This window comes from Pseudomonas sp. NPDC087185 (assembly GCF_044744955.1).
Taxonomy (GTDB): domain Bacteria; phylum Pseudomonadota; class Gammaproteobacteria; order Pseudomonadales; family Pseudomonadaceae; genus Aquipseudomonas.
This window is the reverse complement of the sequence record NZ_JBIUZK010000001.1, coordinates 880,102-906,581: the sequence shown is the minus strand read 5'-3', so window position 1 is coordinate 906,581 and position 26,480 is coordinate 880,102. Positions and strand designations below refer to the sequence as shown.

General features: G+C 66.3%; 9 protein-coding genes. 4 read left to right on the top strand and 5 right to left on the bottom strand.

Annotated elements, in window-relative coordinates; all coding sequences use genetic code 11:
* Positions 1-40: 40 nt before the first annotated feature.
* The 5 genes from ACIPIJ_RS04325 to norR form a co-directional block, all read right to left on the bottom strand.
* Positions 41-1,225 carry an HlyD family type I secretion periplasmic adaptor subunit gene (locus ACIPIJ_RS04325; RefSeq protein WP_401072979.1) on the bottom strand — a complete coding sequence of 395 codons (1,185 nt, stop codon included), beginning with the start codon at positions 1,223-1,225 and terminating at the stop codon, positions 41-43.
* Positions 1,222-3,390, bottom strand: coding sequence for a type I secretion system permease/ATPase (locus ACIPIJ_RS04320; RefSeq protein WP_401072977.1), 2,169 nt, complete (start codon positions 3,388-3,390; stop codon positions 1,222-1,224). The genes ACIPIJ_RS04325 and ACIPIJ_RS04320 overlap by 4 nt, the downstream gene beginning before the upstream one ends.
* Complete coding sequence (locus ACIPIJ_RS04315) at positions 3,387-4,820, bottom strand: TolC family outer membrane protein (protein ID WP_401072975.1); 1,434 nt, start codon at positions 4,818-4,820, stop codon at positions 3,387-3,389. Before ACIPIJ_RS04315 ends, ACIPIJ_RS04320 begins: the two co-directional genes overlap by 4 nt.
* Positions 4,821-4,883: 63 nt before the next feature.
* Positions 4,884-18,962, bottom strand: coding sequence for a BapA/Bap/LapF family large adhesin (locus ACIPIJ_RS04310; protein ID WP_401072973.1), 14,079 nt, complete (start codon positions 18,960-18,962; stop codon positions 4,884-4,886).
* A gap of 194 nt (positions 18,963-19,156) precedes the next feature.
* Positions 19,157-20,707, bottom strand: coding sequence for a nitric oxide reductase transcriptional regulator NorR (norR, locus tag ACIPIJ_RS04305; RefSeq protein WP_401072971.1), 1,551 nt, complete (start codon positions 20,705-20,707; stop codon positions 19,157-19,159).
* A gap of 184 nt (positions 20,708-20,891) precedes the next feature.
* Here norR and ACIPIJ_RS04300 point away from each other — a divergent pair, with 184 nt between their 5' ends.
* The 4 genes from ACIPIJ_RS04300 to cyoA all read left to right on the top strand — a co-directional run bounded on the left by ACIPIJ_RS04300 (position 20,892) and on the right by cyoA (position 26,479).
* Positions 20,892-22,751 (top strand): hypothetical protein, encoded by a 1,860-nt coding sequence (locus ACIPIJ_RS04300; RefSeq protein WP_401072969.1) that lies wholly within the window; start codon positions 20,892-20,894, stop codon positions 22,749-22,751.
* Between the two features lie 182 nt (positions 22,752-22,933).
* On the top strand, positions 22,934-24,112 hold the full coding sequence (gene hmpA / locus ACIPIJ_RS04295) for an NO-inducible flavohemoprotein (RefSeq protein ID WP_401072967.1): 1,179 nt from the start codon (positions 22,934-22,936) through the stop codon (positions 24,110-24,112).
* Positions 24,113-24,468: 356 nt separating this feature from the next.
* Positions 24,469-24,975 (top strand): disulfide bond formation protein B, encoded by a 507-nt coding sequence (locus ACIPIJ_RS04290; protein ID WP_401072965.1) that lies wholly within the window; start codon positions 24,469-24,471, stop codon positions 24,973-24,975.
* Positions 24,976-25,534: 559 nt separating this feature from the next.
* A complete protein-coding gene (cyoA, locus tag ACIPIJ_RS04285) occupies positions 25,535-26,479 on the top strand; it encodes a ubiquinol oxidase subunit II (protein WP_346612052.1) in 945 nt (314 codons plus the stop codon).
* The last annotated feature ends 1 nt before the right edge of the window (position 26,480 follow it).

The following is a 26,480-nucleotide window of genomic DNA, read 5'->3' as shown; positions in this document are numbered from 1 at the left end:
GTTGAGCGGCCGGGCAACCTGTTTGTATCGGCATGCCCCCCTAGCGTTCTCGCAGTGCTTCCCGGGCGCGGTTCAGCGGCTTGATCAGGTAGTCGAGAATGGTTTTTTCCCCCGTGCGGATATCCACCGTGGCCACCATCCCCGGCACGATCGCGAAATGCTTGCCGGCCTTGTTCTGCAAGCTGTCCTGTTCGGTGCGGATGAACACCCGGTAGTAGTAGATTTCCGGCTTCACCTCATCCTGCAAGGTATCTGGCGAAATCCCCACCACCTTGCCTTCCAGCCCGCCGTACACCGAATAGTCATAGGCACTGATCTTTACCTTGGCCGCCTGGTCGGGGTGGATGAAGGCGATGTCGCGCGGCGCAATGCGCGTTTCCACTAGCAGCCGCTCGTCCATCGGCACGATCTTCATCACCTGCCCGCCGGGCTGCACCACGCCGCCCAGGGTGTTCACCTCGATGTCCTTGACGATCCCGCGTACCGGCGAGCGCAGGGTCAGGCGGGTGAGCGAGTCGCTGCGCCCACGCACCACCTCCGACAGGCTGTCGGCTTCGGCGCTGGCCTTGGCCAACTCTTCCCGCGCGCGGACCAGGTAGTCGGAGCGCGCTTCGTTCGCCTTGAGTTCCAGCTCCGAGCGCTGGCGGTTCAGCCGGATCACCTCGACCCGGCTAGAGGCGCCCATCTTGGCCAGGTTCTCGGTGATCTTCAGCTCGCTGCGCACCAGCCGCAGCGAGTCCTCGATGCCGGCCAAGGTCTGCTCCAGGCCGCGGCGGCGGGTCTGGTACAGCGCGGTTTCGGCATCGATCAGGTCCGCCGAGTTGCGCAGGCTGTCAGGGAACACCAACGGCTTGCCGGTGACCTCGGCGCGCAGGCGTGCCACGCTGGCCTTGGCAGCGCGGTACTTGGCTTCGCTTTCGCCGACGCTGGAGGCCGTCTTGGTGGGGTCGAGCTGGGCCAGCACCTGGCCGCGCTCGACCATGTCGCCTTCGGCCACGTTCATCTCGGCGACGATGCCGCCCTCGAATGATTGGATTACCTGTTCGCGCGAACTGGGGATGATCTTGCCGGTGCCGGTGGACACTTCGGTCACCTCGAACCAGGCCGCCCAACCCAGGAAGGCGGCCAGCATCAGCGCGCAGACGGTGATGACGCGGCCTGCGCGCAGCACCGCCTGGTCGTCCTGGCCGTCCAGGTAGGAGGCGGGGAGTTCATGGTTGCTCATGCCTGCGCTCCTTGCAGTTTGGCCAATGCGGCGTCGCGCTTGTCGTCGATGACGATGCGCCCGCCATCGAGCACGATGATCCGTTCCACGCGTTGCAGCACACTCAAGCGGTGGGTGGCGACCACCAGGGTGCGGCCCTGGCAGAAACGGTCGAGGTTATCCAGCAGCTTGCGTTCGGTCATATCGTCCAGCGACGCGGTGGGTTCGTCCAGCAGCAGCACCTGCGGCTGGCGCACCAGCAGGCGTGACAGCACCAGGGCCTGGCGCTGCCCGCCCGACAGGCCCTGGCCGCCTTCGAGGATCAGGTGGTCCATGCCTTTGGGCAGCCTGCGCACGAAGTCCAGGGCGCCGGTGGCAGCCAGGGCGGCCACCAGTTCCTGGTCGCTGGCCTGGCCGGCACCGAGGGTGAGGTTTTCCCGCAGGGTGCCGTGGAACAACCGCGCGTACTGCGGCAACAGGCCGACGTCACGGCGCAGGTCGGCCGGGTCGAGGTGGGCCAATGCGATGCCGTCCAGGGTCACCTCGCCCTGTGCCAGGTCCATGGCACCGCCCAGGGCCTGCAGCAGGGTCGACTTGCCGGCGCCGTTGCGCCCCAGCACGGCGATGCGTTCGCCAGGCTGGATGTCCAGCTGGCCGATGTTCAGCACCGGTGGCGCCTCGGGGTCGTAGCGGAAGTTGGCCTGGCGCAGCCTGTACTCGCCGCGGATGGCCGGCAGGTGCACACGGGCTTCGCCTTCGGGGTGGTCGACCGGTGACTGCATCAGCTTGTCCAGGCCTTGCAGCGCCACCTTGGCCTGCTGCCAGCGGGTCAGCACATGGGTCAGCTGGGCCAGCGGCGCCATCATCCGCGAGGACAGCATCGACGCCGCCACCAGGCTACCGGTGGTGAGGTCGCCAGCGATGACCATCGGCGCGCCGATGACGATGACCACGGCAAACACGGCGCCCTGCACGTTCTGGGTCCAGGTCACCAAGCCGTTGGTCAGGGTGCGCAGGTGCAGGTTGGTGTGCGCGCAGGCGGCGTTGTACTGGTTCCACTGGCGCTCGAAACGCGCCTCGGCCTGCAGCGCCTTGATCTCGTCCAGGCCCTGGATGCTTTCCACCAGCATGGCGTTGCGCAGCGATGACTCGCGCATCGAGGCATTGGCCAGGCGCGCCAGCCGGCGTTGCGCCAGCAAGCCGGGCAGCAGCATGGCCAATAGCGCCACCAGCGGAATGAACACCAGCACGCCACCGATCAGCCAGAACACGAACAGGAACAGCAGGAAGAACGGCAGGTCGGCCAGCGCCGTGGCGGTGCTGGAGGTGATCAGGTCGCGGATCGACTCCAGCTCGCGCAACTGCGAGATGAACGAACCGGTGGATTTCGGCCGCGCCGAGTTGCGCAGGCGCAGGGCATGGCCGTAGACCAGGTCCGACACGCGCAGGTCGGCGCGCTTGCCGAGCAGGTCGGTGACCTTCAGGCGCAGCAGGCGCATGCTGAAGTCGAACACCAGCGCCAGCACCACACCGCCGAACAGCACGTACAAGGTGGGCAAGGATTCGGCGGGGATCACCCGGTCATACACCTGCATCGAAAACAGCACCCCGGCCAGCGCCAGCACGTTGGCCACCAGGGAGGCGACCATCACCTGGCCGTAAGGGCGCAGGTCACGCAACACGATGCGGGCGAACCAGTGGCGGTCGTAGGGCGCGGTGTAGTCGTCGGTGCGTACGTCGCGCAGGGGCCGCGCCGGGCGCATCAGCGCGACGCGGTTGATGCGCCCTTCGAGGGCTTCGCGGGGCAGGCGCGAGGTCAGGCGCTGGTCGCCGGCGAACACCACGGCCAGCTCGTTTTCCTCGGTCACGGCCTCGACCACGGCCAGTTGGCCATCGTCGAGCTCCAGCACCAGCGGGGTACGCCATTGCTTCAGCGCCTTGGCGTCGAAGCGCACGAAGCGCAGCGCCAGGCCAGCCTGGCGTGCCATGTGGCGGAGGATTTCGTCCAGCGGGCGGGCATCTTCCACGGCGGCCAGGCGAATGCGCTGGGGCGAGACGTCCAGGCGGTAGTGGTGGGCGACCTGCAGCATCACCTCCAGCCACGGCCCCAGGTCCGGGCGATGGTCCGCTGCCTGTTCGGGGTTGTGCTGCTGACCGGCCTGGGCCAGGTTGACGGTATCGTTCATGGCTCGATTTCCACCCCTTGCAGGTTGCGCCCTTCAAGGCCGAAGGCCATGCGCAGGGCGCCGGTGTTGTACAGGCAGTCGACATCCAGGCGCAGCAGGTCGGATTGCGTGCCGGCGAGCTCGAAACGTGACTGATAGATTTCCTGCTCGGCGTTGAGCAGGTCGAGCAGGGGCCGCGTGCCCAGGTCCAGGTACTGCCGACCATACAGCTCGCGGGCCTCTTTGATGCTGGCTTGGCGCGCCTCCAGCGAACTGAGCCGGCGGCCCAGCCCCGAGGTTTGCGCCATGGCTTCGGCCAGGCCGCGGCGGGCCTGCAGGCGGGCGGCGTCTTCGGCGGAGTCGGCGGCGGTCAGGGCATGGCCGGCGGCGCGGCTGCGGGCGCTGATGGCGCCGCCCTGGTAGATGGGTACTTCGAGGTTCAGGTAGATCCCGGCCTGGGTGCGGTCGATGCGGTTGTTGTCGCGGTTGTAGTCGTCGTCCAGGTAATGGTTGACCTGCGGCTGCAGCGACAGCGTCGGGTAGGCCTCGGCCTTGGCCTGCGCAAGCTCGGCCTTGGACTGCGCGCGCAGGGCCAGGGCCATGAGCACGGCGGGCAGGCGGTCGTCTCCCGTTGCCGGGCGCTTGCAGGCCCGGCTCAGCTCGGGCGGTGTTTCTTCGGCCAACGCCGGGGGCGATACACGGCCGAGCAGGGCGGCGAGGATCGAGCGCCAGCGCTCGTACTGCGCCTGGTATTCCTCAAGCGTTGCGCGTGCGCCCTCCACGCGGGACTCGGCCTGGACCACATCGGAGCGGGTGCTGGCGCCCATGTCGCTGCGCTGGCGGGCCATGCCGGCAATATCGCCGACGCCGCGAATCTGGTCGCGGGCAATGACCATGAGCTGCTCGTAGCGGCGGGTTTCGATCCAGGCGTAGGCGGTATCGCGGGCCAGGTCGTCGACCACCAGCAGGATGTTGGCCTGGGCCCGGGCAGCGGCCGCGTGGGCCGCATCGACGGCGCTGTCGACCTTGCCGAAGTCATAGAGCATCTGCTTGAGCGACAGGTTCAACGCTTGGCTGCTGCGGTCGCCGCCGTAGCCGGTGTCATAGCCGGTGCGGATACCGCCGGAAATCTGCGGGTAGTAACCGGCGCGGGCAACGTTGATGCCCTCGCCTTGCTTGTACAGGTTGCCGATGGCTTCGGCGATGCTCGGGTGCCACTGCGCGGCCGCCACCACCGCCTCGCCCAGCCCCAGCCGGTCGCCATTGCTGGCGGCCTGGCCGGAAGGCGGGCGGGCGGGGATGGCATCGGGGGCGTCACGTAACAGTGACGGCCCGATGCTGCGCAGCTTGGGGTCTATGTCATCGGCTGCCTGGGCAGCCGGGTGGAGGTTGAGCACCAGGAGCCCGAAGGCGCCCAGCAACAGCGGTGACAGCGGACTGCTTCGCTTCACAGAGTTCCCTTACTGCTGATCGTCCTTGCCGCCGGGCATGGTGCCCGGCGGGTTACTGCGGCCTCAGACGACATGGATGCCGTTTTGTACCCACAAGTGGTGGCTCGGATCCTCCTGGGCCGTGTATTGGTTATAGTCGATGCCGTCGGCGGTCTGGTTGCCGGTCAGGGTCCAGGTGTCGGTCATGTGCACCGAATCCTTGTCATCACCCTTGATCAACAAGGTGTTGTTGCTGGTTTCGGTGATGGCCACCACGTCGGCGAGGTTGAGCGTCAGCGCCACTGCGCTGGTGTCGTTGAGGTCGATGATCTCGATGTCTTGGACACGCCCGACCAGGTTGCCGAGGTCGATGCTGGCATCGCCGCCGCCCCACAGCAGGGTGTCGGTGCCGGTGCCACCGTCGACGCTGGCGAAGTGCTGGTCGACCACCACCAGGGTGTCGTCGCCGGCTCCGCCCTGCAGGGTGATGTGGCCACCCTGGCTGCCGTCGAGGTGGTCGTTGCCGTCGGTGCCGGCGATCACCTCGCTGGAAGCGGCTGCCGCCGCCAGGGTCACGCTTTCGTCGCCGGTATCGGCCGCCAGCGCGGAGAACGTGGTCAGGCCCGCGGCATTGTCCAGGTTGATGGTCAGCGTGGCGGTGTCGGTAGTGCCGTTAGGGTGGGTCAGTTCGTAGGTGAAGGTGTCGTGCTGGCCGATCACCGCCGAGGTCAGCCCGCTGTTGAGGGTATAGGTGTAGCTACCGTCGGCGTGCACCAGCAAGGTCCCGTACTGGCCAGCCACGCTGACCCCGTTGTAGCCGGGGATGGTGTAGATGTTGGCGGCCGTCAGCACGCTCAGTACGGTCAGCGCAGAGCCCAGGTTGTCGGCGCCGGTGGCGTCGGTGATCAGGTTGCCGCTGACCGCGGTGTAGCTGCTGACCACGAACTCGGTGAGGTGCGTGGTGGTGGCGTTGAGGCTGGTGGTGATCGAGCTCAGCAGCCCAATGCCACTGGAGTTGACGCGCACCTGGTAACTGCCGGCACCCTGGCCTGTGAAGGTGTAGCCTGCGCCACCGCCCAGCAGGGTCAGCAGCGAGCTACCCGGCACCGATTGCACCAGGACGTACTGGCCGGTGCTGGTGTTGAGCTTGTACAAACCGATGGTGGTGCTGCCGAGCAGGGTCAGCAGGTTGGTCGAGTTGACCACCACCTGCAGGTCGGCGCTGGTGTCGGCGGCCACGGTGGTGGTGTAGATGGCCTGGCGTGCGCCGATCACGGGCAGGTTGAGCGTGCCCAGGGTCGTGCTGCTGGTGTCGACCCGGTTGGCCAGGGTGATGTTGGTGCTGTCGATGTCGTTGACCGCATCCACCACCGTGGCCGGCGCGCTGAGGTTGCTGTTGCTCCAGGTCTCCGTGGCTTGCGGGCTGTCGATGCGCACATACAGGTTGGCGGCGTCGGTCAGGCCGTTCGGGTGCACCAGCTGGTAGCTGAACACGTCCACCTTGCCCACGCTGGAGGGGCTGCCGTTAGGCGTGTAGGTGTAGCTGCCGTCGGCGTTGATCACCAGCGTGCCGTACTGGCCCTGTACCGTGGTGCCGGCGCCTGCGGCCACATAGCTGCCGTTTTTCAGCACCTGCAGCACGGCGCCGCTGTCGGGGCCGCGCGAGTCGCTGGTGCCGTCGGTGCCCGGGTCGGTGATGACGTTGCCGGTGGTGGCCGTGCCGGTGCCGGTGAACTGGGTCAGGCTGGTGGCTTCGATGTCCAGCGTGGTGGTGACCTGGGTCACCAGGCCGATACCGCCACTGGCCACGGTCAGGCGATAGTCACCGGCCTGCAGCTTGCCGATGTCCACTTGCAGGCCCAGCGGCAGCACGATCAGGTCGAGCAGGCCTTGGGTATTACCGGTGGCAATGGTCACCCAGGCGCCGCTGGCGTTCTTCACCTGCAGGGTGAAGGTGGAGTTGTTGAGCAACGCCAGCACGCTGTTGGTAGTCAGGGTGAGGGTCGGGTCCACCGTGGTGCCGGCGGCGACTGTCCAGGTGTAGGTCTTGCTGAAGCCCGACAACAGGGTGGTGAAACTGTCGGTGTAGGTTTGCGTGGCGGTCACCGGCGCCAGGTTGACGGTGGCGGTGGCCAGGTTGTCGCTGGCAATCACCGGGGCGTTGGCGTCGACGTCGGGCGCTGTGATGTTGACGTTGCCGGAGACGTTGTTGCGGGGGTCGGTGAGGGTCACCGACAGTGTCTGGCCGTTGTCCTGGGCAGGGCTCAGGGTCACGCTGAAGGTGCCGTTGGGCTGTACCGTGGCGGTTTGCACCAGGCCGCCGGAGCTGCGCACGGTGACGGTGGCACCGGCTTCACCGGTGCCGGTGAGGGTGCTGCCATCGGCGCTGATCACCAGGTTGCTGGCGGCGGCAGGTGGGGTGATGTCCGGTGCGGTCAGGGCGGTGCCGGTCGAGGTGTTGCCGGCGGCATCGGTCTGGGTGACGGTCAGGGCCTGGTTGTCCACCTGCGCCGCGGCCAGGCTGACCACGAACTGGCCGTTAACGCCAACCGTGGCGGTGCCGAGCACGGTGCCCGCGCTGTTACGCACGGTCACCGTGCTGCCAACCTGGCCGGAGCCGCTGACCGAGGTGCCGTTGCTGTTGATCGCCGCAACCGGTGCGGCGGGTGGCGTGGTGTCGGGTGCGGTGATGCCGGTGCTGCCGGACAGGTTGCCGCCGCTGTCGGTCTGGCGCACGACCAGGGCCTGGCCGTCGTTCTGCGGGGTGGTCAAGGTGACGCTGAATGTGCCGTCGGCCTGGACGATGGCGGTGCCAACCTGGCCACTGGGGCCCTGCACGGCCACGGTCGCGCCCGGCTCGCCGTTACCGGTGAGCACGGTGCCCGCGCCATTGATCGCCAGGTTGGTCGGGGCCAGCGGGGCCTGGGTGTCCGGCGCGGTGTAGCTGGTGGTACCGGACACGTTCAGCGCGGCATCGGCCTGGCTGAGGTTGAGCACCTGGCCATTGAGCTGGGCGCTGCTGAGGTTGATGCTGAAGTTACCTGCGCCGTTGACCAGGCCGCTGCCGAGCACGTTGCCGCCGGCATCGCGCACGGTCACCGTGGCCCCGGCCTCGCCAGTGCCACTGAGCACCAGGCCGTTGGCCGACAGCGCGGTGACCACCGGGTTGGCCGGTGGGGTGGTGTCGACCGCAGTGACGAACACCGGCTGCGACTCGCCACCCAGCAGCGAAACTGCCGTCACCGACAGGTGTTCGCCGTTGAGCTGCGGGGTGCTCAAGGTGATGCTGAAGCCGCCATTGCCGATGTTGGCCGAGCCGCTGCCAATCAGGTTGCCGGCAGCGTCGTACACGCGGATCGACGCGCCGGTGGCGGCGGTACCCGTGAGGGTCAGGCCGTTGGCGGCCAGCGCCACGTTGACAGGGGGCTCCGGTGGGGGCACCAGTGGCGTGACATAGGTCGCCGCCGCCGAGGTATTGCTGGCCGCATCGGTCTGGGTGATGGCCAGGGAAGCCGCAGAGCCGGCTGCCGGCACGAGGTTGATGGAGAAGTTGCCGCCGCTGTCGACCTGGCCGGTGCCGATGACCGTGTTGTTCAGGCTGACGGTCACCGTTGCCCCGGGCTCACCCCGCCCGGTGAGAATGTCGTAGGTGTTGTTGACGGCCAGGTTGGTGACGATCCCGGGAGGGGCGGTGTCGAGGGTCTGGTATTGGGCCGGCGTCGAGGTGTTGCCGGCGGCGTCGGTGGCGATCACCGTCAGCAGCTGGCCGTTGTTCTGCGCCGAATCCAGGGTCACAGTGAAATTGCCGCCTGCCGGCACCGTGACGGTACCCACCTCGGTGCCGGACGGGTCGCGCACGCTGATGACGCTGCCCACTTCACCGGTGCCGCTGAGCAGCGTGCCGTTGCCGGTCAGGGTGAGGTTGGCAGGCTGCGCAGGGGGCGTGAGGTCGGATGCGGTCAGTTGCAGCGGCGCCGACGGGTTGCCGGTGGCGTCCTGGGCGATGACGGTCAGTACTTGGCCGTTGATCTGCGGGGTGTTCAGGTTGAGTACGAAAGTGCCGTCTAGGTCGATCGTGCCTTGGCCGACCAGGTTGCCCTGGCTGTCCATCACCGTAACGCGCGCGCCGGCCTCACCGACGCCGCTGATCTGGGTACCGCTGCCGTTGAGATTGGCCGTCACCAGGGCAGGTGGCGTGATGTCGACGGCGACGAACGTGCTGACCGGCGATACGTTGCCACTGGCGTCTGCCAGGGTGACGTGCAGGGCCTGGCCATTGAGTTGCGGCGAGAGCAGGTTGACCACGAAGGTGCCGTTGGCGGCGACCGTGGCGGTACCGATTTCCACGGTGCCGACGACCACGCGTACGGTGGTGCCGGCCTCGCCGGTGCCGGTGAGCTGGGTGCCGGCCGCATTGAGGTGCAGCTCGGCCGCCGCCGCAGGCGGGGTCAGGTCCGGTGCGTTGACCGTGACTGGCGCACTGATGTTGCCGGGTGGGTCGGCCTGCTGGACAGCCAGCACTTGCTGGTTGATCTGGGGGGGTGAGAGCTCGACGCGGAAGCTGCCGTCGGCCAGTACCTGGGTGGTGCCGAGCACATCGCCATTGGCATTGGTCACGGTGACCGTCGCGCCCACTTCGCCGCGGCCGGTGATCGCGCTGCCATCGCTGCTGATGCCCACATTGGTGAGGATGGCCGGTGGTGTGAAGTCAGGCGTTTGCAGGTTGGCCACCGCCGACACGTTGCCGGCCACGTCGGCCTGGGTGAGGCTGAGCACTTCGGCGTTGCCCAGCGCCGGGTTGAGGGTGACGGTGAAGTGGCCGCTGGCATCCACCAGCGCCGTGCCGATTTCGACGCCGGCGGCATTGGTGACGGTCACGGTGGCGCCCGCTTCGCCGCGCCCGGTGAGGGTCACGCCGTCGCTGGAGATCGCCAGTTCGGTCAGCACGGCCGGTGGTGTGGTGTCTGCTGCGGTGATGGCGCTGGGGTTCGACTGGTTGCCAGCGGCATCAGTCAGTACCACCTGCACCTGCTGGCCGTTGGCCTGAGGGGCGTTGAGGCTGACCTGGAAGGTGCCGTCGCCACGCACTACCGCCGTACCCAGTACGGTGCCATCAGCGGCAAGCACTTTCACGTTGCTGCCCGCCTCGCCGGTACCGTTGAGCAGGCTACCGCCGCCGGCGAAGGCGAGGTTGCCGGCGGCATCGGGGGCGACGCGGTCGGGCGCGGTCAGGGTGGCACTGTTCGATTCGTTGCCGGCGGCGTCGGTCTGCTGCGCGCTCAGTTGTTCACCATTGATCTGCGCGCTGCTCAGGCCAATGCTGAAGTTGCCGTTGGCATCCACCACGCCGGTGCCGAGGTCGGCACCGCCTTGGCCGGTCACGGTAACAGTAGCCCCCGGCTCGCCACGGCCGCTCAGGGTCAGGCCGTCGTTGCTCAGCACGAGGTTGGTCAGCGGTTGTGGCGCGGTGGTGTCCGGCGCCTGCAAGGTGGCCGGCAGCGAGGCGGTGCCGTCGGTGCCCACGGCACTGACATGCAGCACCTCACCGTTGGCCTGGGCGCTGCCGAGGTTGACCGTGAAATTGCCGTCATTGCCAACCGGCGCAGTGCCCAGCAGCGCACCGTTAGGGCCGTAGACATTCACGGTAGTGCCTGGGGCAGCGGTACCGGTGACCACCAGGCCGTTGGCCGACAACGCCAGGTTGTCAGGGGCATCCGGTGCCAGGTTGCCCGGCGCGGTCACGTTCTGCGCTGGCGAGACGTTCTGCGCAGCGTCGGCCTGGGTCACGCTAAGGCTTTCTCCGGCGCTCGCCGCAGGGCTCAGGGTGACCGTGAAGTTACCGTCAGTGCCGACTGTGGCGCTGCCAAGCGAGGTGCCGTCCGCTGCGCGCACTGTGACCGTGGCGCCCGCTTCACCGGTACCCGTCAGGGTGGCGCCATTGGCGGCGACGGCCAGGTTGGCGACAGCCTCTGGCGGTGTGGTATCGGCTGCCGTGTAGGGCGCGGCAGGTGACACGTTGCCGGCCGCATCGGTGGCGGTCACCTGCAAGGACTGGCCGTTGGTCTGGGCGCTGCTCAGGGTGACCTGGAAGGTGCCATTGCTGTTGGCCACGGCGGTGCCCAGTACATTGCCCGCGGCATCGCGCACGGTGACCGTGCTGCCGGCTTCGGCACTGCCGCTCAGTTGCAGACCGGTACTGGCCAGGGCCAGGGCGGTCGGCGCCGCCGGTGGGGTGAGGTCGGGCGCGGTGACGGCAACGGCGGTGGAGGTGTTGTTGCCGGCGTCGGTCTGGGTCACGCTCAGGTGCTGGGCATTGAGCTGGGCCGTGTTGAGGGTCAGGGTGAAGCTGCCGTTGGCTGCCACCAGCCCGGTGCCGATGATGGTGCCATCGGCGCCGCGCACGGTCACGCTGGCACCGGCTTCGCCCAGGCCGGTGAGGGTCAGGCCGTTGTTGTTGAGCACGACGTTGGTCAGTGGCGCCGGTGGGGCCAGGTCTGGGGTGGTAAGGGTGACCGCTGGCGAGGTATTGCCCGCCGCATCCACCTGGCTCACGCCGAGCGCCTGGCCGGTCGCCTGTGGCGTATCGAAGGTCACGGTGAAGCGGCCATCGGCACCTACGGTAGTTGTGCCGACCACCGTGCCGGCGGCATTGCGCACCTGGACGGTCGCGCCCACTTCGCCACTGCCGGACAGCTGCTTGCCATCGGCGCTGAGCACCGGGTTGGCCACCGCTGCCGGTGGCGTGCGGTCTGGCGTGGCCAGGCTGGCGGGGCCGGAGACGTTGCCGGCGGCATCGCTGAGGGTGACCTGCAGCGGGCTGCCGGTGGTTTGTGCATTGGGCAGGGTGATCTGGAACTGGCCGTTCGGGTTGACCGTGCCGGTGGCCAGAATCGCGCCACTGGTATCGCGAATGGTCACGGTCGCACCCGCTTCGCCCAGGCCGCTGACCACGGTGGCTGCGCTGTTCAGGCTCAGGCCGGTGGCGGCATTGGGTGCCTGCAGGTCAGGCGCCAGCTGGGTCGCGGCAAGCGAGGTATTACCGGCTGCGTCGGCCTGGGTGACGGTGAGGTTCTGGCCGTTGGCCTGCGGCGGTGCCAGGCTGACGCTGAACAGCCCGTTGCTGCCGACGGTCGCGGTGCCGACCTCATTGCCTTGCCCATCGACCACGCGCACCGTCGCGCCGACCTCGCCGCGCCCGGTGAGGGTGCTGCCGCTCTGGTTGATGGCGAGGGTAGTGGGCGCATCCGGTGCGGTGGTGTCTTGTGCAACGAGGGTGGCCGGCACGGAAGGTTTGCCACCGGCCGAAAGCCGGGCGCTGACCTGCAGTGTCTGTGCGTTGAGCTGGGCGTCGCTGAAGAACACCCGGAAGATGCCGTCGCTGCCGACCGTGGCAGTGCCCAGCGTGGTGCCGCCGGAGGTCACGGTGATCAGCGAGCCGACGGTGCCCTGGCCGGTCAGCAGGAAACCGTCGGCACTGATGTTCAGGTCGGTCGGCGTTTCCACTTCGCTGCCGTCCGGGCCCGCCACGTTGATCGAAGTCTCGTTGTCGCCGCCGTCGCGGACCACTACCTGCACGTTGTCGCCACTGGCCAGCGGTGGGGTGACAGTGATCACGAAGGTGCCGTCCGGGCCGGCCGTGCCTGTGCCCAGTTCGGTGGTGCCATCGCGAATGATCACCGTGCTACCCGGTTCGGCGGTTCCGCCGATGGTGCCGCCATCCGGGCTGACGGTGACGTCGGTGGCGGGGGCGGGCGGGGTGGTATCCGGCGCGGTGACGCTGGACTCTGCTGTGGCATTGCCTGCGTTATCGGTGACCACCACAGTCACGGTTTCGCCGTTGGTCAGCGGTGGTGTCAACGGCACGCTGAATGTGCCGTCGCCATTCACCGGCAGGCTGATCACCGTGCCATCCGGTGTGGTCACCGATACCGAGCTTGCACCCGGTGCATTGCCGGTGACCGCGCTGCCGTCGGGGCTGACGGCCACATCGGTGGGCAGTGCCGGTGGCGTGAGGTCCGGTGCGGTGGCCTGGCCGGCGCTGGAGGGATTGCCAGCGGCATCAGTCAGGGTGACGTCGAGCACCTGGCCGTCCAGTTGCGCAGGGGCCAGCGATACGCTGAAAGTGCCTCCCACCGGCACCACTACGGTGCCCAGCAGGTCGCCGTTGGCATTGCGCACTTCAACGGTCGAGCCGACCTCACCGCTGCCTTGCAGCGTGGTGCCGTCGGCGCTTACCTGCAGGCCAGCCGGTGTGGCAGGGCCGGTGCTGTCGTCGGCGGTGAAGGGAGCCGATGGCGAGGCGTGGCCGGCGCCGTCGATCAGCACGACCGACAGCACCTCACCGTTGACCTGGGCCGGGCTAAGGGTAACGCTGAAGTTGCCGTCAGGCTGCACCACGGCATCACCCAGCAATTGCCCGTTGGCATCGCGGACTTCGACGGTGGTGCCGGGTTCGCCCTGGCCTGTGAGCACACTGCCGTCCGGGGTCAGCCCCAGGCCTTGCGCAGGCGCTGGTGCTTCGAGGTCGTTGGCGGTGACGGTGCCGGCGGTGGAGGCATTGCCAGCGGCGTCCGCCTGGGTGACGGACAGCGTCTGGCCATTAAGCTGTGGTGGGTCGATGGTCACGCGGAAGCTGCCATCAGCTTGCACCACGGCAGTCCCCAGTACGGCGCCAGCGGTGCCGGTGACTTGTACCTGGGCGCCGGGCTCGCCGGTGCCGGTCACTACCGTGCCATCGGCGGACAGGGTCAGGCCGCCCGGCGTACCGGGTGCCTGGCTGTCCGGCGCTGGCAGGTCGACCGCTGCCGAAACGTTGCCAGTGGGGTCGCGCTGCTCCACGGTCAATGCCTGGCCATTGGTTTGCGCTGGGCTCAGGGTGATCTCGAAGGTGCCGTTGCCGGCCACCACGGCGCTGCCCAGCACACTGCCGTCCGGGCCGCGCACGGTGACGGTGGCGCCTGCTTCGCCGGTACCGGTGACGGTGGTGCCGGTGGCATCGATGCTCGGCGTGCCGACCACTTGCGGTGGTGTGCTGTCGGGCGCGGTGAAGCCGACCGGGCCGGCGCTGTTGCCAAAGCTGTCGGTGGCCTCGACGGTCAGGCTTTCGCCATTGCGCTGGGGTTGGTTGAGGGTGACGTCGAAACGGCCGTCGGCGCCTACCGTGGCAAAACCGAGCACGGTGCCGTCGGCCGCACGCACGGTGACGGTCGAGCCGACCTGGCCCTGGCCGGTGAGGTGCAGGCCGGCGGTATCGATGGCCAACCCGGAAGGTTGCAGCGGGCCGTCCAGGTCGGGGGCGGTGAGCGTTGCTGTGGAGCTGTTGCCAGCAGCGTCACGCAACACCACGTCGATCTCCTGACCATCGGTCTGGGCCGGCGTGAGGGTGACGGTGAACACGCCATTCGGCCCGACCACGGCAGTGCCCAGCACGGTGCCTTCGGCATTGCTGACCTGCACGCTGGTGCCGGGCTCGCCGAGGCCAGTGAGGGTCACGCCATCGGCGCTGAGCTCCAGTTGGCTGGCTTCGTTCGGCGGGGTGATGTCCGGAGCGCCGATCTGGGTCGGCAACGAGCTGTTGCCGTCGGCGTCGATGGCCACCACATCGAGCAGCTCGCCGTTGGCCTGGGCAGGCGTGAGGCCGAGGGTGAAGGTGCCATCGTTGCCTACCTGCACACTGCCCAGCACATTGCCCTGGGCATCGCGCACTTCCACCAGGCTGCCCGCCGGTGCGGTGCCGCTGACGGACGAACCATCGGCAGCCACCACCAACCCGGCCGGGCTTTCCGGTACCGGCGTTTGCGGCACGATGAGGTTGAGGCCGACCGACGGGTTGCCCGCGGCATCGGTCTGCACCAGCACGATGGACTCGCCGGCGGTTACCGGCGCATCCAGTTCGACCCGGAAGGTGCCATTGGCGGCCACCGTACCGGTACCGATGACGGTACCGTTGGCATCGCGTATTTCAACTGTGGCCCCAGGTTCACCACGGCCGGCGATCTCCACGCTGCCAGCGCCTACTACGACATTGGAGATGATGCCCGGCGGGGTGATGTCCGGGGCGGTATAGCTCAGCGGCGCGGAGCTGTTGCCGGCGGCATCGATGACCCGGATGGCCAGCGCTTCGCCATTGGCCTGCAACGGGTCGAGGGTGAGGCTGAAGCTGCCGTCGGGCGCCACAATGCCGCTGCCGATCAGGGCGCCGTTGGCGTCACGCACCTCTACCCGGGCGCCAGGCTCGGCGCTGCCGGCCAGGGTTTCGCCATCGGTCAGGGTAAGCCCGGTCGGTTGCCCGGGGGCTAGCAGATCGGGAGAGGTGAGTGGGCTCGGGGTGGAGATGTTGCCTGCGGCATCGGTGAGGGTCACTTGCAGGGACGAGCCGTCGACCACCGCTGCGTTCAGTTGCAGGGTGAAGCTGCCATCGGGCTGCACGGTACCGGTGCCGACAACCTGGCCCTGATCGTTCAGCACGTTAACGGTTGCGCCGGCTTCGCCACGGCCGGAAACGGTGCGGCCATCGGCGCTGATGACCAGGTCGCTGGCTGGCGCGGGTGGGGTGGTGTCGCCACCGCCGTCGATGTCCGGTGCCGTGATGTTGCCGGCCGTGGAGGCGTTGCCGGCGGCATCGGTGGCGGTGACCTGCAGTTGTTCGCCGTCGACCTGAGGTGGCGCGAGGGTGATGCTGAAGGCGCCGTTGGCGCCCACCACTGCACTGCCCAGCACGGTGATGCCATCGGCGGCGAGCACGCGCACGGTGCTGCCCGGTTCGGCGCGCCCGCTGACCACGCTGCCATCGGCGCTGACCGCGAGGTCGGCGGGGGTGGCGGGTGGCGTGATGTCGGGTGCGTTCACCTGGGCTGGCAGGGAGGACGCGCCGCTGCTGTCTACGGCGGTCACGTCCAGCAACTCGCCATTGGCTTGCGCGGGGTTGAGCACCAGGGTGAAGGTGCCTTCGGCGCCGACCACCACACTGCCGATCAGCGAGCCGTTGGCGTCATGCACTTCGACGCGGCTGCCGACCGGGGCACTGCCGCTGATGCTGCTGCCGTCGGCGGCGATGGCCAGGTTGCTAGGGCTGTCGGGGGCAGGGGTCAGCGGTACCTCGAACTGCAGGGGCGGGGAGGCGTTGCCGGCAGGGTCGGTCTGCACCAGGTTCAGTTGCGCGCCGGGTTGCGCGGCCGGGTCGAGGTTGATGAGGAAGGTGCCATTGGCGGTGACCACGCCGCTACCGATCAGGTTGCCATTGGCATCGCGCACCTGGACGGTGGCGCCGGCTTCGCCACGGCCACTGAGCACCGCGCCGCCTGCGCCGACCACGACATTGCCTACCGCTGCGGGTGGGGTGATGTCCGGGGCGTCAAATTCGAGAGGGGCCGAGCTGTTGCCGGCGGTATCGACCAGGCGCACATCCAGTGCCTGGCCGTTGGCCTGGGCGGGTGAGAGGCTCAGGCTGAAGTTGCCGTCCACGCCAACCAGGCCGGTACCGATCACGGTGCCATTGGCGTCGCGTACCTGGACCGTGGCGCCGGGCTCGCCGCGGCCGCTCAGCGTGACGCCCTCGGCCAGCGCCAGGTCGGTTGGCTGGGCAGGAGGTTGCAGGTCGGCCGAGGTCACCGAGCCCGGTTGCGAGACATTGCCAGCCGCGTCGGTGAGCACCACTTGCAGGGTACTGCCATCTTTCACGGGTGGGTCGAGGGTGAGCTGGAAGGTGCCATCGGGGCCGACCGTGCCGGCGGCCAGAACGTTGCCGTCGGCATCGCGTACCTGCACGGTGGTGCCCGCTTCGCCACGGCCGCTGAGTTGCTGGCCAGCCAGCCCGATGACCAGATTGGTCGGGGCATCGGGCGGCGTGGTGTCGCCGCCGTCGATGTCCGGGGCGGTGACATTACCTGCCGTCGACGTGTTGCCCGTGGCATCGCTGGCAGTCACCTGCAAGGGCTCGCCGTCGACCTGCGGTGGGTCGAGGGTGATGCTGAACGCGCCGGTTGCGCCAACCACGGTGCTGCCCAGCACGGTGCCATCGGCGGCGAGAATGCGCACGGTGCTGCCAGGCTCGGCACGCCCGCTGAGCACGCTGCCATCCGCGCTGATGGCCAGCTCGCTTGGGGTGGCCGGCGCGGTGATGTCCGGTGCGCCGACTTGCGCAGGCAGTGACGATGCACCGCTGCTATCGATCGCTACCACATCGAGCAGTTGGCCATTGGCCTGAGGTGGCGCAAGCGGGATGCTGAAGGTGCCGTCCGGGCTGGCTACCACGGTACCGATCAGGGTGCCGTTGGCGTCGCGTACTTCGACCCGGCTGCCGGCAGGCGCATTACCGCTCAGGGTGCTGCCGTCGGCGGCGATGACCAGGTTGCTCGGCGTGTCGGGGGCCGGGGTCAGCGGTACCTCGAACTGCAGGGGCGGGGAGGCGTTGCCGCTGGGGTCGGTCTGCAGCAGGTTCAGTTGGGCGCCGGGTTGCGCGGCCGGGTCGAGGTTGATGAAGAAGGTGCCGTTGGCCGTGACCACGCCGCTGCCGATCAGGTTGCCATTGGCATCGCGCACCTCGACGGTGGCGCCGGCTTCACCACGGCCACTGAGCACCGAGCCGCCTGCGCCGACCACGACATTGCCCACCGCGCCGGGTGGGGTGATATCGGGCGCATCGAACTGGAAGGGGGCGGAGGTGTTGCCGTCGGCATCGACCAGGCGCACGTCGAGCGGCTGGCCGTTGGCCTGGGCGGGTGAGAGGCTCAGGCTGAAGTTGCCGTCTGCGCCTACCAGGCCGGTACCGATCACGGTACCCGAGGCATTGCGCACCTGCACGGTGGCGCCAGGCTCGCCGCGGCCGGTCAGGGTGACCCCGTCAGCCAGGGCCAGGTCGGTGGGTTGCGCAGGGCCCTGCAGGTCGGGCGCAGTGACCGAGCCGGGTTGTGAGGCGTTGCCGGCCGCGTCGGTAAGGACCACTTGCAGGGTGCTGCCATCATTGACGGGGGGGGCAAGCGTCAGCTGGAAAGTGCCGTCCGCGCCCACTGTACCGGTAGCCAGGACGTTGCCGTCGGCATCGCGTACCTGCACGCTGGTGCCTGCTTCGCCACGGCCACTGAGTTGTCGCCCGGCCAGGCTGATCGCCAGGTTGGTCGGGGCATCGGGCGGCGTGGTGTCGGGTGGGGTGACAACGCCGTCATCCGGTGCGGTGACAGCGGCTGCGGACGAGGTGTTGCCGGCCGCGTCCTGGGCCGTGACCTGCAGGGCCTGCCCATCGGTTTGCGGGGGTTGCAGGGTGATGCTGAACAGCCCGTCGGCACCCGCCACAGCCGTGCCCAGCAGGCTACCGTCGGCGCCCCGTACTTGCACGGTGGCACCTGGCTCGGCACGGCCGGTCAGGCGCACGCCGTCGGGCGATACCAGCAGGTCGGTTGGGGCGTCTGGTGGGGTGGTGTCGCCGGGTTCGGTGCCGTTCGGCGCCGTCACGTTGCCAGGCTGCGAGGTGTTGCCTGCGGCATCGGTGAGGGTGACACCGAGGTTCTCGCCGTTGACCTGAGGCGTATTGAGCGTGATGGTGAACGTGCCGTCGGCACCCACCGTACCGCTGCCGATCAGGTTGCCGGCGGCATCGCGCACGTTCACCGTGGCGCCCGCTTCGCCGCGGCCGCTCAGGCGCAGGCCATCGGGCGAGACCAGCAGGTCGATGGGCGTAGCCGGGGGCGTGGTATCGCCCGGCTCGGCGCCGCCGCCGCCGCTGCTACCGCCACCGCTGCTGTTGTCTGCGGCGGCGGCTGCACCGCCAACACCCAGCAGGCTGAGGCCGGCAATCGCCCAGGTCGGGGTGGCGCTGCCGGCAACGCCGATGCCGGCGACCAGCTCATCGAGCGAGGCGACTTCTTCGAAGGTAAAACCGGTGAAGGCTGCCGCATCGTAGTTCGCGTGCCACAGGGTGCCGTCTTCACCGACGAAGACCATGTCACTGCCGACGCCGGCCTGGTCCACGGCAAAGAAGTTGCCGACGGTGACCTTTTCCCCCGACTTCAGCGTGACGATCAGGTCTTGGCCACGCCGGGTGACGGTGGCCACCTGGTCAGGGGCCACCGGCATCTGCACGACACCTGGGCTGTTGAGCGTAATATTGCCGAAGGCGCTTTGGGTGGCGACTGCGGTTTGCTTGTCGGCGACGACGATGTTGTCCATGCATGCTCCCTGCTGGTGTGCGGTACACAGGATCGGTGTCTGCGATCCTTGGCTGGCGCTACCTGCCCGGCTTGCGGAATCGGTTGCGCGCAGCTTGGCCGTGAACGGCGCTGTTACCGGTGGTAAGGGAGATATAGCAGCCCAACGGGAAGCAACCAGAGGCTTTCTGGGTTAATCCTTTGGTAGGGACGTGTCTAGCGCAGGCCCAAGCGGCGCGCCAGGCGGCTCAGGTTGGCGCGGTCAAGCCCCAGTTCGCGCGCGGCGGCTGCCCAGTTGTCCTGATGACGCTGCAGGCAGGCATCGATCATCTGACGCTGGTAGCCATCCAAGGCTTCGCGCAGGCCGCCCTCGGGCAGTGATGGCGCCGACGGTGGGGCCGTGGAGGGAGCCAAGGGCTCGGCCGGTACCGCGCGCAGGTCCAGGTCGCTGGCTTGCAGGGTGAGGATGCGCGGCCGGTCCGGGTGCTGGCCCATGGCTTTGAGGGCCGAACGGCCGATCAGGTGTTCCAGTTCGCGCACGTTGCCCGGCCAGTCGTAGGCCAACAGCGCGGTCTGGGCTTCGGGGCTCAGGCGCAGGCTGTTCAGCCCCAGGCGCGACCGGTTCTGCTCGAGGAAATAGCCCGCCAATAGCAGCACATCGCGACCACGTTCACGCAGCGGCGGGACTTGCAGCGGGTACACGCTGAGGCGGTGGTAGAAGTCGGCGCGGTAGTTGCCGTTGCGCACTTCGGCGGCCAGGTCGCGGTTGGTGGCGGCGATCAGGCGCACATCGACCCGATGCTCGCGGTCCGAGCCCAGGCGCTGCAGTTGCCCGCTCTGCAGTACGCGTAGGAGCTTGGCCTGAATGGCCAGCGGCAGTTCGCCGACTTCATCGAGAAACAGCGTGCCGCCGTTGGCCAGCTCGAACTTGCCACGGCGTTCGCCGTGGGCGCCGGTGAAGGCCCCGCGCACGTGGCCGAACAGTTCGCTTTCAACCAGGGTATCGGGCAGTGCGGCACAGTTGAGGCTGATCAGGGGTTTGTCGGCGCGGGTGCTGGCCTGGTGCAGGGCCTGGGCTACCAGCTCCTTGCCGACGCCGGTTTCGCCCGTGATCAGCACGGTCAGGTCACTGCTGCCGACCAGGCGGATCTCTTCCAGCAGGCGCTTGTGCGCCGGGCTCTGGCCGATGAGTTCCTTACCCTGGCCGCTGGCCTGGCGATAGACCTCGGCGCGTTGGTGCTCGTCCTCTGCACGCAGTGCCAGGTGCTCGATGCGCTCGGCCACCGTCACGGTGGCGGCAGCCAGGCTGGCGAAGGCCTGCAGGGCATCCAGTTCCAGGCTCTGGAATTGCCCTGGTGTAAGGGCGTCGAGGGTCAACAGCCCCCACGGGCGTTCGTCGACCAGCAGCGGGCAGCCCATGCAGTCGTGCACTTCAAGGTCCGCGTCGGGGGCGTTGACCAGGCCGTCATAAGGGTCGGGCAGCTCGGAGTCACTGGCAAAGCGGGTGGGCTCGGCGCGGCTGAGCAGGATCTGGAAGCGTGGGTGTTCGCTGACCTTGAAGCGCCGGCCGAGGGTGTCCGGCGACAGCCCGTCGACCGCCAGCGGCACCAGCCATTCGCCGTCCAGGCGCAGCAGCGCGGCAGCGTCGCACGGCAGCAGGCCGCGCATGGCCTGCAGCAGGCGGCGGTAGCGCTCCTGGTCGGGCAGGTCGCGGGACAGGTCGCTGACCAGAGGAAGCAGTGCGGTGAGCAGCGGTTTGGCGGTCATGAAAGGTCCAGGAGGGCAGGTTCAAAGGCGGCCGGACCTAGTAAATATGCCAGGTTACGATTTGCTCGGCCTTGGATAGTGTGGGGGCAGGCCCTGAGGTTCGAGGATTTTACTGCGCTTCAGGCGTCGATGCCGCACGCAGGTGCAGTGTGGTTGATTACCCATTCACTGAAGAATCCTCCTTATGAGCGCAGATCTGTTAATCCAAGAAATCTTGAAGCAATTCTACTCAAGGCCCGGTGGCATGCCGCAGGCTAGCGGTTTGTACCCGCTGTTCATTGCTGACATGGATTCGGTCGGCCGCGAGAGCGCGGGCCTTGGCTGGAACGAACTCGGTGATCCAAGAAGACAGGTTCCGCTGGTGGCGAGCCTGCCAGAGTCAATTGCCTTGGGTGACACTGTCAGGCTGTACTGGACCACCACCCAGCCGACTTCGCAGCCCCCACTTTCTGCCCCGGTAGACCCCGGTGCATTGGTGGATGAATTCACGCTTACCCAAGATGTTATCGACAAGAGGGTCTTGAGTTTTTCTGTCGTGCAGACGGATTTCAACCTACCGCCGGATCACTTGCAGCGACCTGACTACAGCGGCTTCTTTTACTATTCGATTCAAGATGCCCTTAACCTTACTTTCAATTATTCGCCTTATCGCGAGGTTCTGATCGACCTGTCCGTTCCTGGTGGATTGGTTGAGGATCCGAGCCAGCCGACTAATCCAAACCTGACCGCCCCTGAGGTTGCCCCACGCGTGATCGACCCGTCGTCGACCACAGTGACGATGACTATCCAGCCCTGGACTAATCAGCAGGTGGGTGATCAAGTCACAGTGATCTGGAACGGTGTGCGATATGTTGATCCGTCCCGCCTTGAGGCAGGCGATATCGGCGAACCCTTTGTAATCGACGTGCCCATCGATGTGCTCGAGCAAGGGGGCGACGGCCTCGATCTTGCGGTGCAGTACGAGATTCGTGATCGGGTACAGAACTACTCACGGCCTTCGCTTGCTGCCCTTGTGGACGTTGCGATCGACCCGGATGCCCTGCCCGAGCCTGAAGTGCAGGATACTCTAGAACCGAATTTTGAGTTTGATCTGGGTTCGCACATTGGGCAGACCGTCAGGGTCTCCACAGTCTACATTCCACCGCAATTCCAAAGGGGTGACAGGGTTCAACTTTTCATGTTCGCCACTACGTCCGATGGCGTCGAAGTACAATACCAATCTGCAGTCAAGACGGTAAATACTATAGCTAACTTGTTCTTTGATGTACCCCGTGTGTATTTTGCTTTCGCGGCCAGTGGAGCCGCCCGTCTCTTATACGAGTCCACACCTGCCGCTGCTGGCAGTGCGACCAGGATTTCGCGTACGCGGCGCATCCGTGTCACCAGCGCTGTCAACACATTGCTCCCACCCGACCTCGTCGAAGCGAATGGCACCGAAACCGTCGACCTCGCTGATGTGACCGCAGGCTTCTTCCGTGTGCGCATTCCAGTTTACCCAGGGCAGATGCAGGGCGATCAAATCCGCGTAACCTTGACCGGACGGCCTGGCAATGGCTTGCCGTTGGTTTCCTTTGTCGACGGCACGGTCCCCGTGGGTGGCGAGCAGGCCCCGCTGGAAATACCCGTCACCGCCCTGTTACTGCGAGCGCTGCTGAATGGCTCGCTTTCCATGGGTTATACGGTGACCAACACCGCTTTAAACCTCCCTCCCCGCACATCGACGAACGACCCGACCTTCTTTGTCGTGGACCGCAACGTGCCGGAGTTACCGGCGCTGACCTGCGTTCAGGTACAGGGCACTGGCACCGGCGCAGTCCTGCCGAGCGATACACCCTTTGCAGAATTTGTCGTACCTCAAACAGCAAATCTGCGCCAGGGCGAACTGGTCACGTTCAGGTTTGGGTTGTTGAACAGCGAAACGCCACCGTCTGTAACTCGGACCGCTAGCTTTAACGGCCACCCGTTCTCGTTCTTCTTGAGCAATGCCCAAATCCAGCCCTTCGATGAGCTTGACGTGCAGGCGACTTACTCGGCCCCGCGGTAGGCCGCACTTGTTTGAGTTACTTGGTCTTAATGACCATAAAAAGTCTAAATGACACCCGTCTAAATGGTGTCATTTAGACTCTCATGGCCCCAGGTAGCTGTTTTACCTGGGCTTTTTCTTTGGCATGCTTATTGAAATCCAGCACGCAACTATTCAAAGCCCCAGGCTCAGGAGTCGTTGCAATGCTCAATGCCGAACAACGTGCAATCATCAAGGCCACCGTCCCCCTGCTTGAAACCGGCGGTGAAACACTGACCACCCACTTCTATACAATGATGCTCAGCGAGTACCCCGAGGTACGCCCGCTGTTCAACCAGGCCCACCAGGCCAGCGGCGATCAGCCGCGCGCATTGGCCAATGGCGTGCTGATGTACGCCCGGCACATCGACCAGCTGGAACAGCTCGGTGGCCTGGTCGGGCAGATCATCAACAAGCATGTCGCCCTGCAGATTCTGCCGGAGCACTACCCGATCGTGGGCACCTGCCTGCTGCGCGCCATCGAAGAAGTGCTTGGCAAGGAGATCGCTACCCCTGAAGTGATCGCTGCCTGGGGAGCGGCTTACGGGCAACTGGCCGATATCCTCATCGGTGCAGAAGAAGGCCTTTATAAACAGAAGGAAGAGGCTGCGGGCGGTTGGCGCGGTAACCGTGAGTTCCGCCTGGTGCGCCGCGAGCGTGAAAGCAGCGAGATTGTCTCCTTCTATTTCGCGCCGGTGGATGGCAAGCCGGTGCTCAAGGCCGAACCCGGTCAGTACATCGGTTTGCAACTGCTCATCGACGGTGCCGAGCAGCGCCGCAACTATTCGCTGTCGGCGCTGTGCGATGGCAAGGAATACCGCATCAGCGTCAAGCGTGAGGCGGGTGGCAAGGTCTCCAGCTACTTGCATGACGAACTCGTCGTCGGCGATACGCTGCAACTGTTCCCGCCGTCTGGCGACTTCACCTTGGCCGCCAGTGACAAGCCGTTGGTACTGATCAGTGGGGGCGTGGGCATCACCCCGACGCTGGCCATGCTTGAAGCTGCATTGCAGACCGAGCGGCCGGTGCACTTCATTCACTGTGCGCGTAACGGTTCGGTGCATGCCTTCCGTGACTGGGTCGATGGCTTGGCCGCGCGGTATCCGCAGCTCAAGCGCTTTTATTGCTATGCCGAAGGGGAGGGCGCGCAAGGGGACGCTGCGGTGGGCTTGTTGAGCCAGGAGCTGCTGGGTGAGTGGCTACCGTGTGAGCGGGATGTGGATGCCTACTTCCTCGGGCCAAAGGGCTTCATGGCGACGGTCAAGCGCCAGTTGAAGGGCCTGGGTGTGCCAGAGCAGCAGAGCCGTTATGAGTTCTTCGGGCCGGCGGCTGCATTGGAGTGATGTATTGCCTGTGCCGGCCTCATCGCCGGCTTGCCCGCGAAGAGGCCGGCACAGGCGAATCTCTATATAAGGAAGGATGAACGGCGCCCCCGCAGCTTTCATCTTTAATCCTCCTTTAATCACTGTATCCTTCACTCCCGGGTGTCGAGGGGCTGCTCCCTGCGCGACACCCGGGCAGTCGCTTTTTACCGGTCGGCGTTGAACCGACGCCGGCAACGCCGGTCTCAGCATCTCCGGATAGCCCTGCGCAGTGCTGTCTCGCCGCTTCCTCGACACGCTAAAAGGCCAGCCCTGCGTGTAGACTTGCGCCCAGGCAGGCGGAACACGCTGCCCCCTATCCATCGAAGGAATCGGCAATGAACGAACAAACCTCGCGCCTGAATCGGGAACGGCGCTTTCTGGTGCTGCTGGGGGTGATCTGCCTCGCCCTGATCGGTGGCGCGCTGTACATGCAGGTGGTTCTGGGCGAGGCGCCTTGCCCGCTGTGCATCCTGCAACGCTATGCCTTGCTCTTTATCGCCGTGTTCGCCTTCCTCGCCGCCGCCATGCCGGGCAAGCGCAGCCTGACCGTCTTCGAGGGGCTGGTCGTGCTCAGTGCAATCGGCGGAATCGTTGCGGCCGGCAACCATGTGTATATACTCGCCAACCCCATGGTCAGTTGCGGCATCGATACCCTGCAGCCGATCGTGGACGACCTGCCGCTGGCCAAGCTGTGGCCGCTGGCATTCCAGGTCGACGGCTTCTGCAGCACGCCTTACCCGCCGATCCTCGGCTTGTCGCTGGCGCAATGGGCACTGGTGGCCTTCGTGCTCACCGCCCTCCTGGTTCCGCTGGGCATCTACCGCAACCGGCGCCAGCCTTAGACATAAGTCCCGAATTCGCTGTGGTCTTTTGCACCCACAGCGAGAAGGGAAAAGTCGCTTCCCGCTTGATTCAGATCAACCACAAAGCCTTGCGTGACGCGGGTTTCAGGGCTATCAAGCGGGGTGCGACAAACTGTCGCGAAGTTGAATTATTGGCCTTCATTGTTACGCATTCTGTAAAAGACTGTTGCTCAATAAGTCATAGTCAAGGGTTGGCGACCTCACTACAATCGCCCCCAATTTCCGTTCGGCACTGCTTGCGAGTCGCAGGATTGAAGGAAGCCTTCAGCGCTTTCTTTTGCTGACTTCGTCAAGTTTCGCCCAGCGGCGATACCGGGCGGATACCCCTCCGCGTTTTCCCGCACCAAATGGACTTGGTCTGAAGTACAGGCCTGTTGCCTACGAAACCATAAGCACCGCTAACACGCTTGAGCCAAGGTCCTGCAGTCGGACCCCAGGCAGGAGCGTATTCGGGCGCGAAATGCCTCACTTGGCAGGACGAAGTGTTGGCTACCAAAACACAAATTGCATTGAAGCAAGCTGATCTAGAGGTCGTGAGATGAGTAAAAAGCGTTACCCCAGACTGTTTGGCATATTGCCCTTTTTAGGCATGCTTTTACTCAGTGGGTGCAACTGGACCCTGCTCGACCCGAAAGGTCAGGTCGGCATTGAGCAAAAGAACCTCATCCTCATCGCTACCGGCCTGATGCTGCTGGTGGTGATCCCGGTCATCATCATGACCGTGGCGTTCGCCTGGAAGTACCGTGCTTCCAACAAGGCGGCCACCTACACCCCCGACTGGTCGCACTCGACCAAAATCGAGGCCGCGGTGTGGATCATCCCGATCCTGATCATCATCGCCCTGGGTTATGTCACCTACAAGTCCACCCACAAGCTGGACCCGTACCGTCCGCTGGACTCGGACGTCAAGCCGATCCAGATCGACGTGGTCGCACTGGACTGGAAGTGGCTGTTCATCTACCCGGAGCAGGGCATCGCGACGGTCAACAAGATCAACTTCCCGGCTAACACCCCGGTCAACTTCCGCGTCACCTCCGACGCCGTGATGAACTCGTTCTTCATCCCGGGCCTGGGCGGCCAGATCTACGCCATGGCCGGCATGACCACCAAGCTGCACCTGATCGCCAACGAAAACGGCGAGTTCGACGGTATCAGCGCCAACTACAGCGGCGCTGGCTTCACCGGCATGAAATTCAAGGCAACTGCCACTTCCCAGGAAGACTTCGACAAGTGGGTCGCCGAAGTGAAGCAGTCGCCGCTGAAACTGGGCAAAGCCGAGTACGAAGCTCTGGCCAAACCTAGCGAATACAACCCAGTCGCGCTGTACAGCGAGGCGCCAGCGGAGCTGTTCCAGACCATCGTCGACAAGTACGAAGGCATGAACCGCGGCAAGCCGGTCCACGAAGAAGCAGGCAGCAAAGATCTGGCCACCACCACGGGTGTGGAATCGAGTACGCAACCAGCTGCCGGTGCAGAGGAGTAAG

What these genes read in the sequence shown, in the direction of transcription:
- ACIPIJ_RS04325 (WP_401072979.1), bottom strand. Translation starts at nt 1,225, where the DNA reads ATGAGCAACCATGAACTCCCCGCCTCCTACCTGGACGGCCAGGACGAC.
- ACIPIJ_RS04320 (WP_401072977.1), bottom strand. Translation starts at nt 3,390, where the DNA reads ATGAACGATACCGTCAACCTGGCCCAGGCCGGTCAGCAGCACAACCCC.
- ACIPIJ_RS04310 (WP_401072973.1), bottom strand. Translation starts at nt 18,962, where the DNA reads ATGGACAACATCGTCGTCGCCGACAAGCAAACCGCAGTCGCCACCCAA.
- norR (WP_401072971.1), bottom strand. Translation starts at nt 20,707, where the DNA reads ATGACCGCCAAACCGCTGCTCACCGCACTGCTTCCTCTGGTCAGCGAC.
- ACIPIJ_RS04300 (WP_401072969.1), top strand. Translation starts at nt 20,892, where the DNA reads ATGAGCGCAGATCTGTTAATCCAAGAAATCTTGAAGCAATTCTACTCA.
- hmpA (WP_401072967.1), top strand. Translation starts at nt 22,934, where the DNA reads ATGCTCAATGCCGAACAACGTGCAATCATCAAGGCCACCGTCCCCCTG.
- ACIPIJ_RS04290 (WP_401072965.1), top strand. Translation starts at nt 24,469, where the DNA reads ATGAACGAACAAACCTCGCGCCTGAATCGGGAACGGCGCTTTCTGGTG.
- cyoA (WP_346612052.1), top strand. Translation starts at nt 25,535, where the DNA reads ATGAGTAAAAAGCGTTACCCCAGACTGTTTGGCATATTGCCCTTTTTA.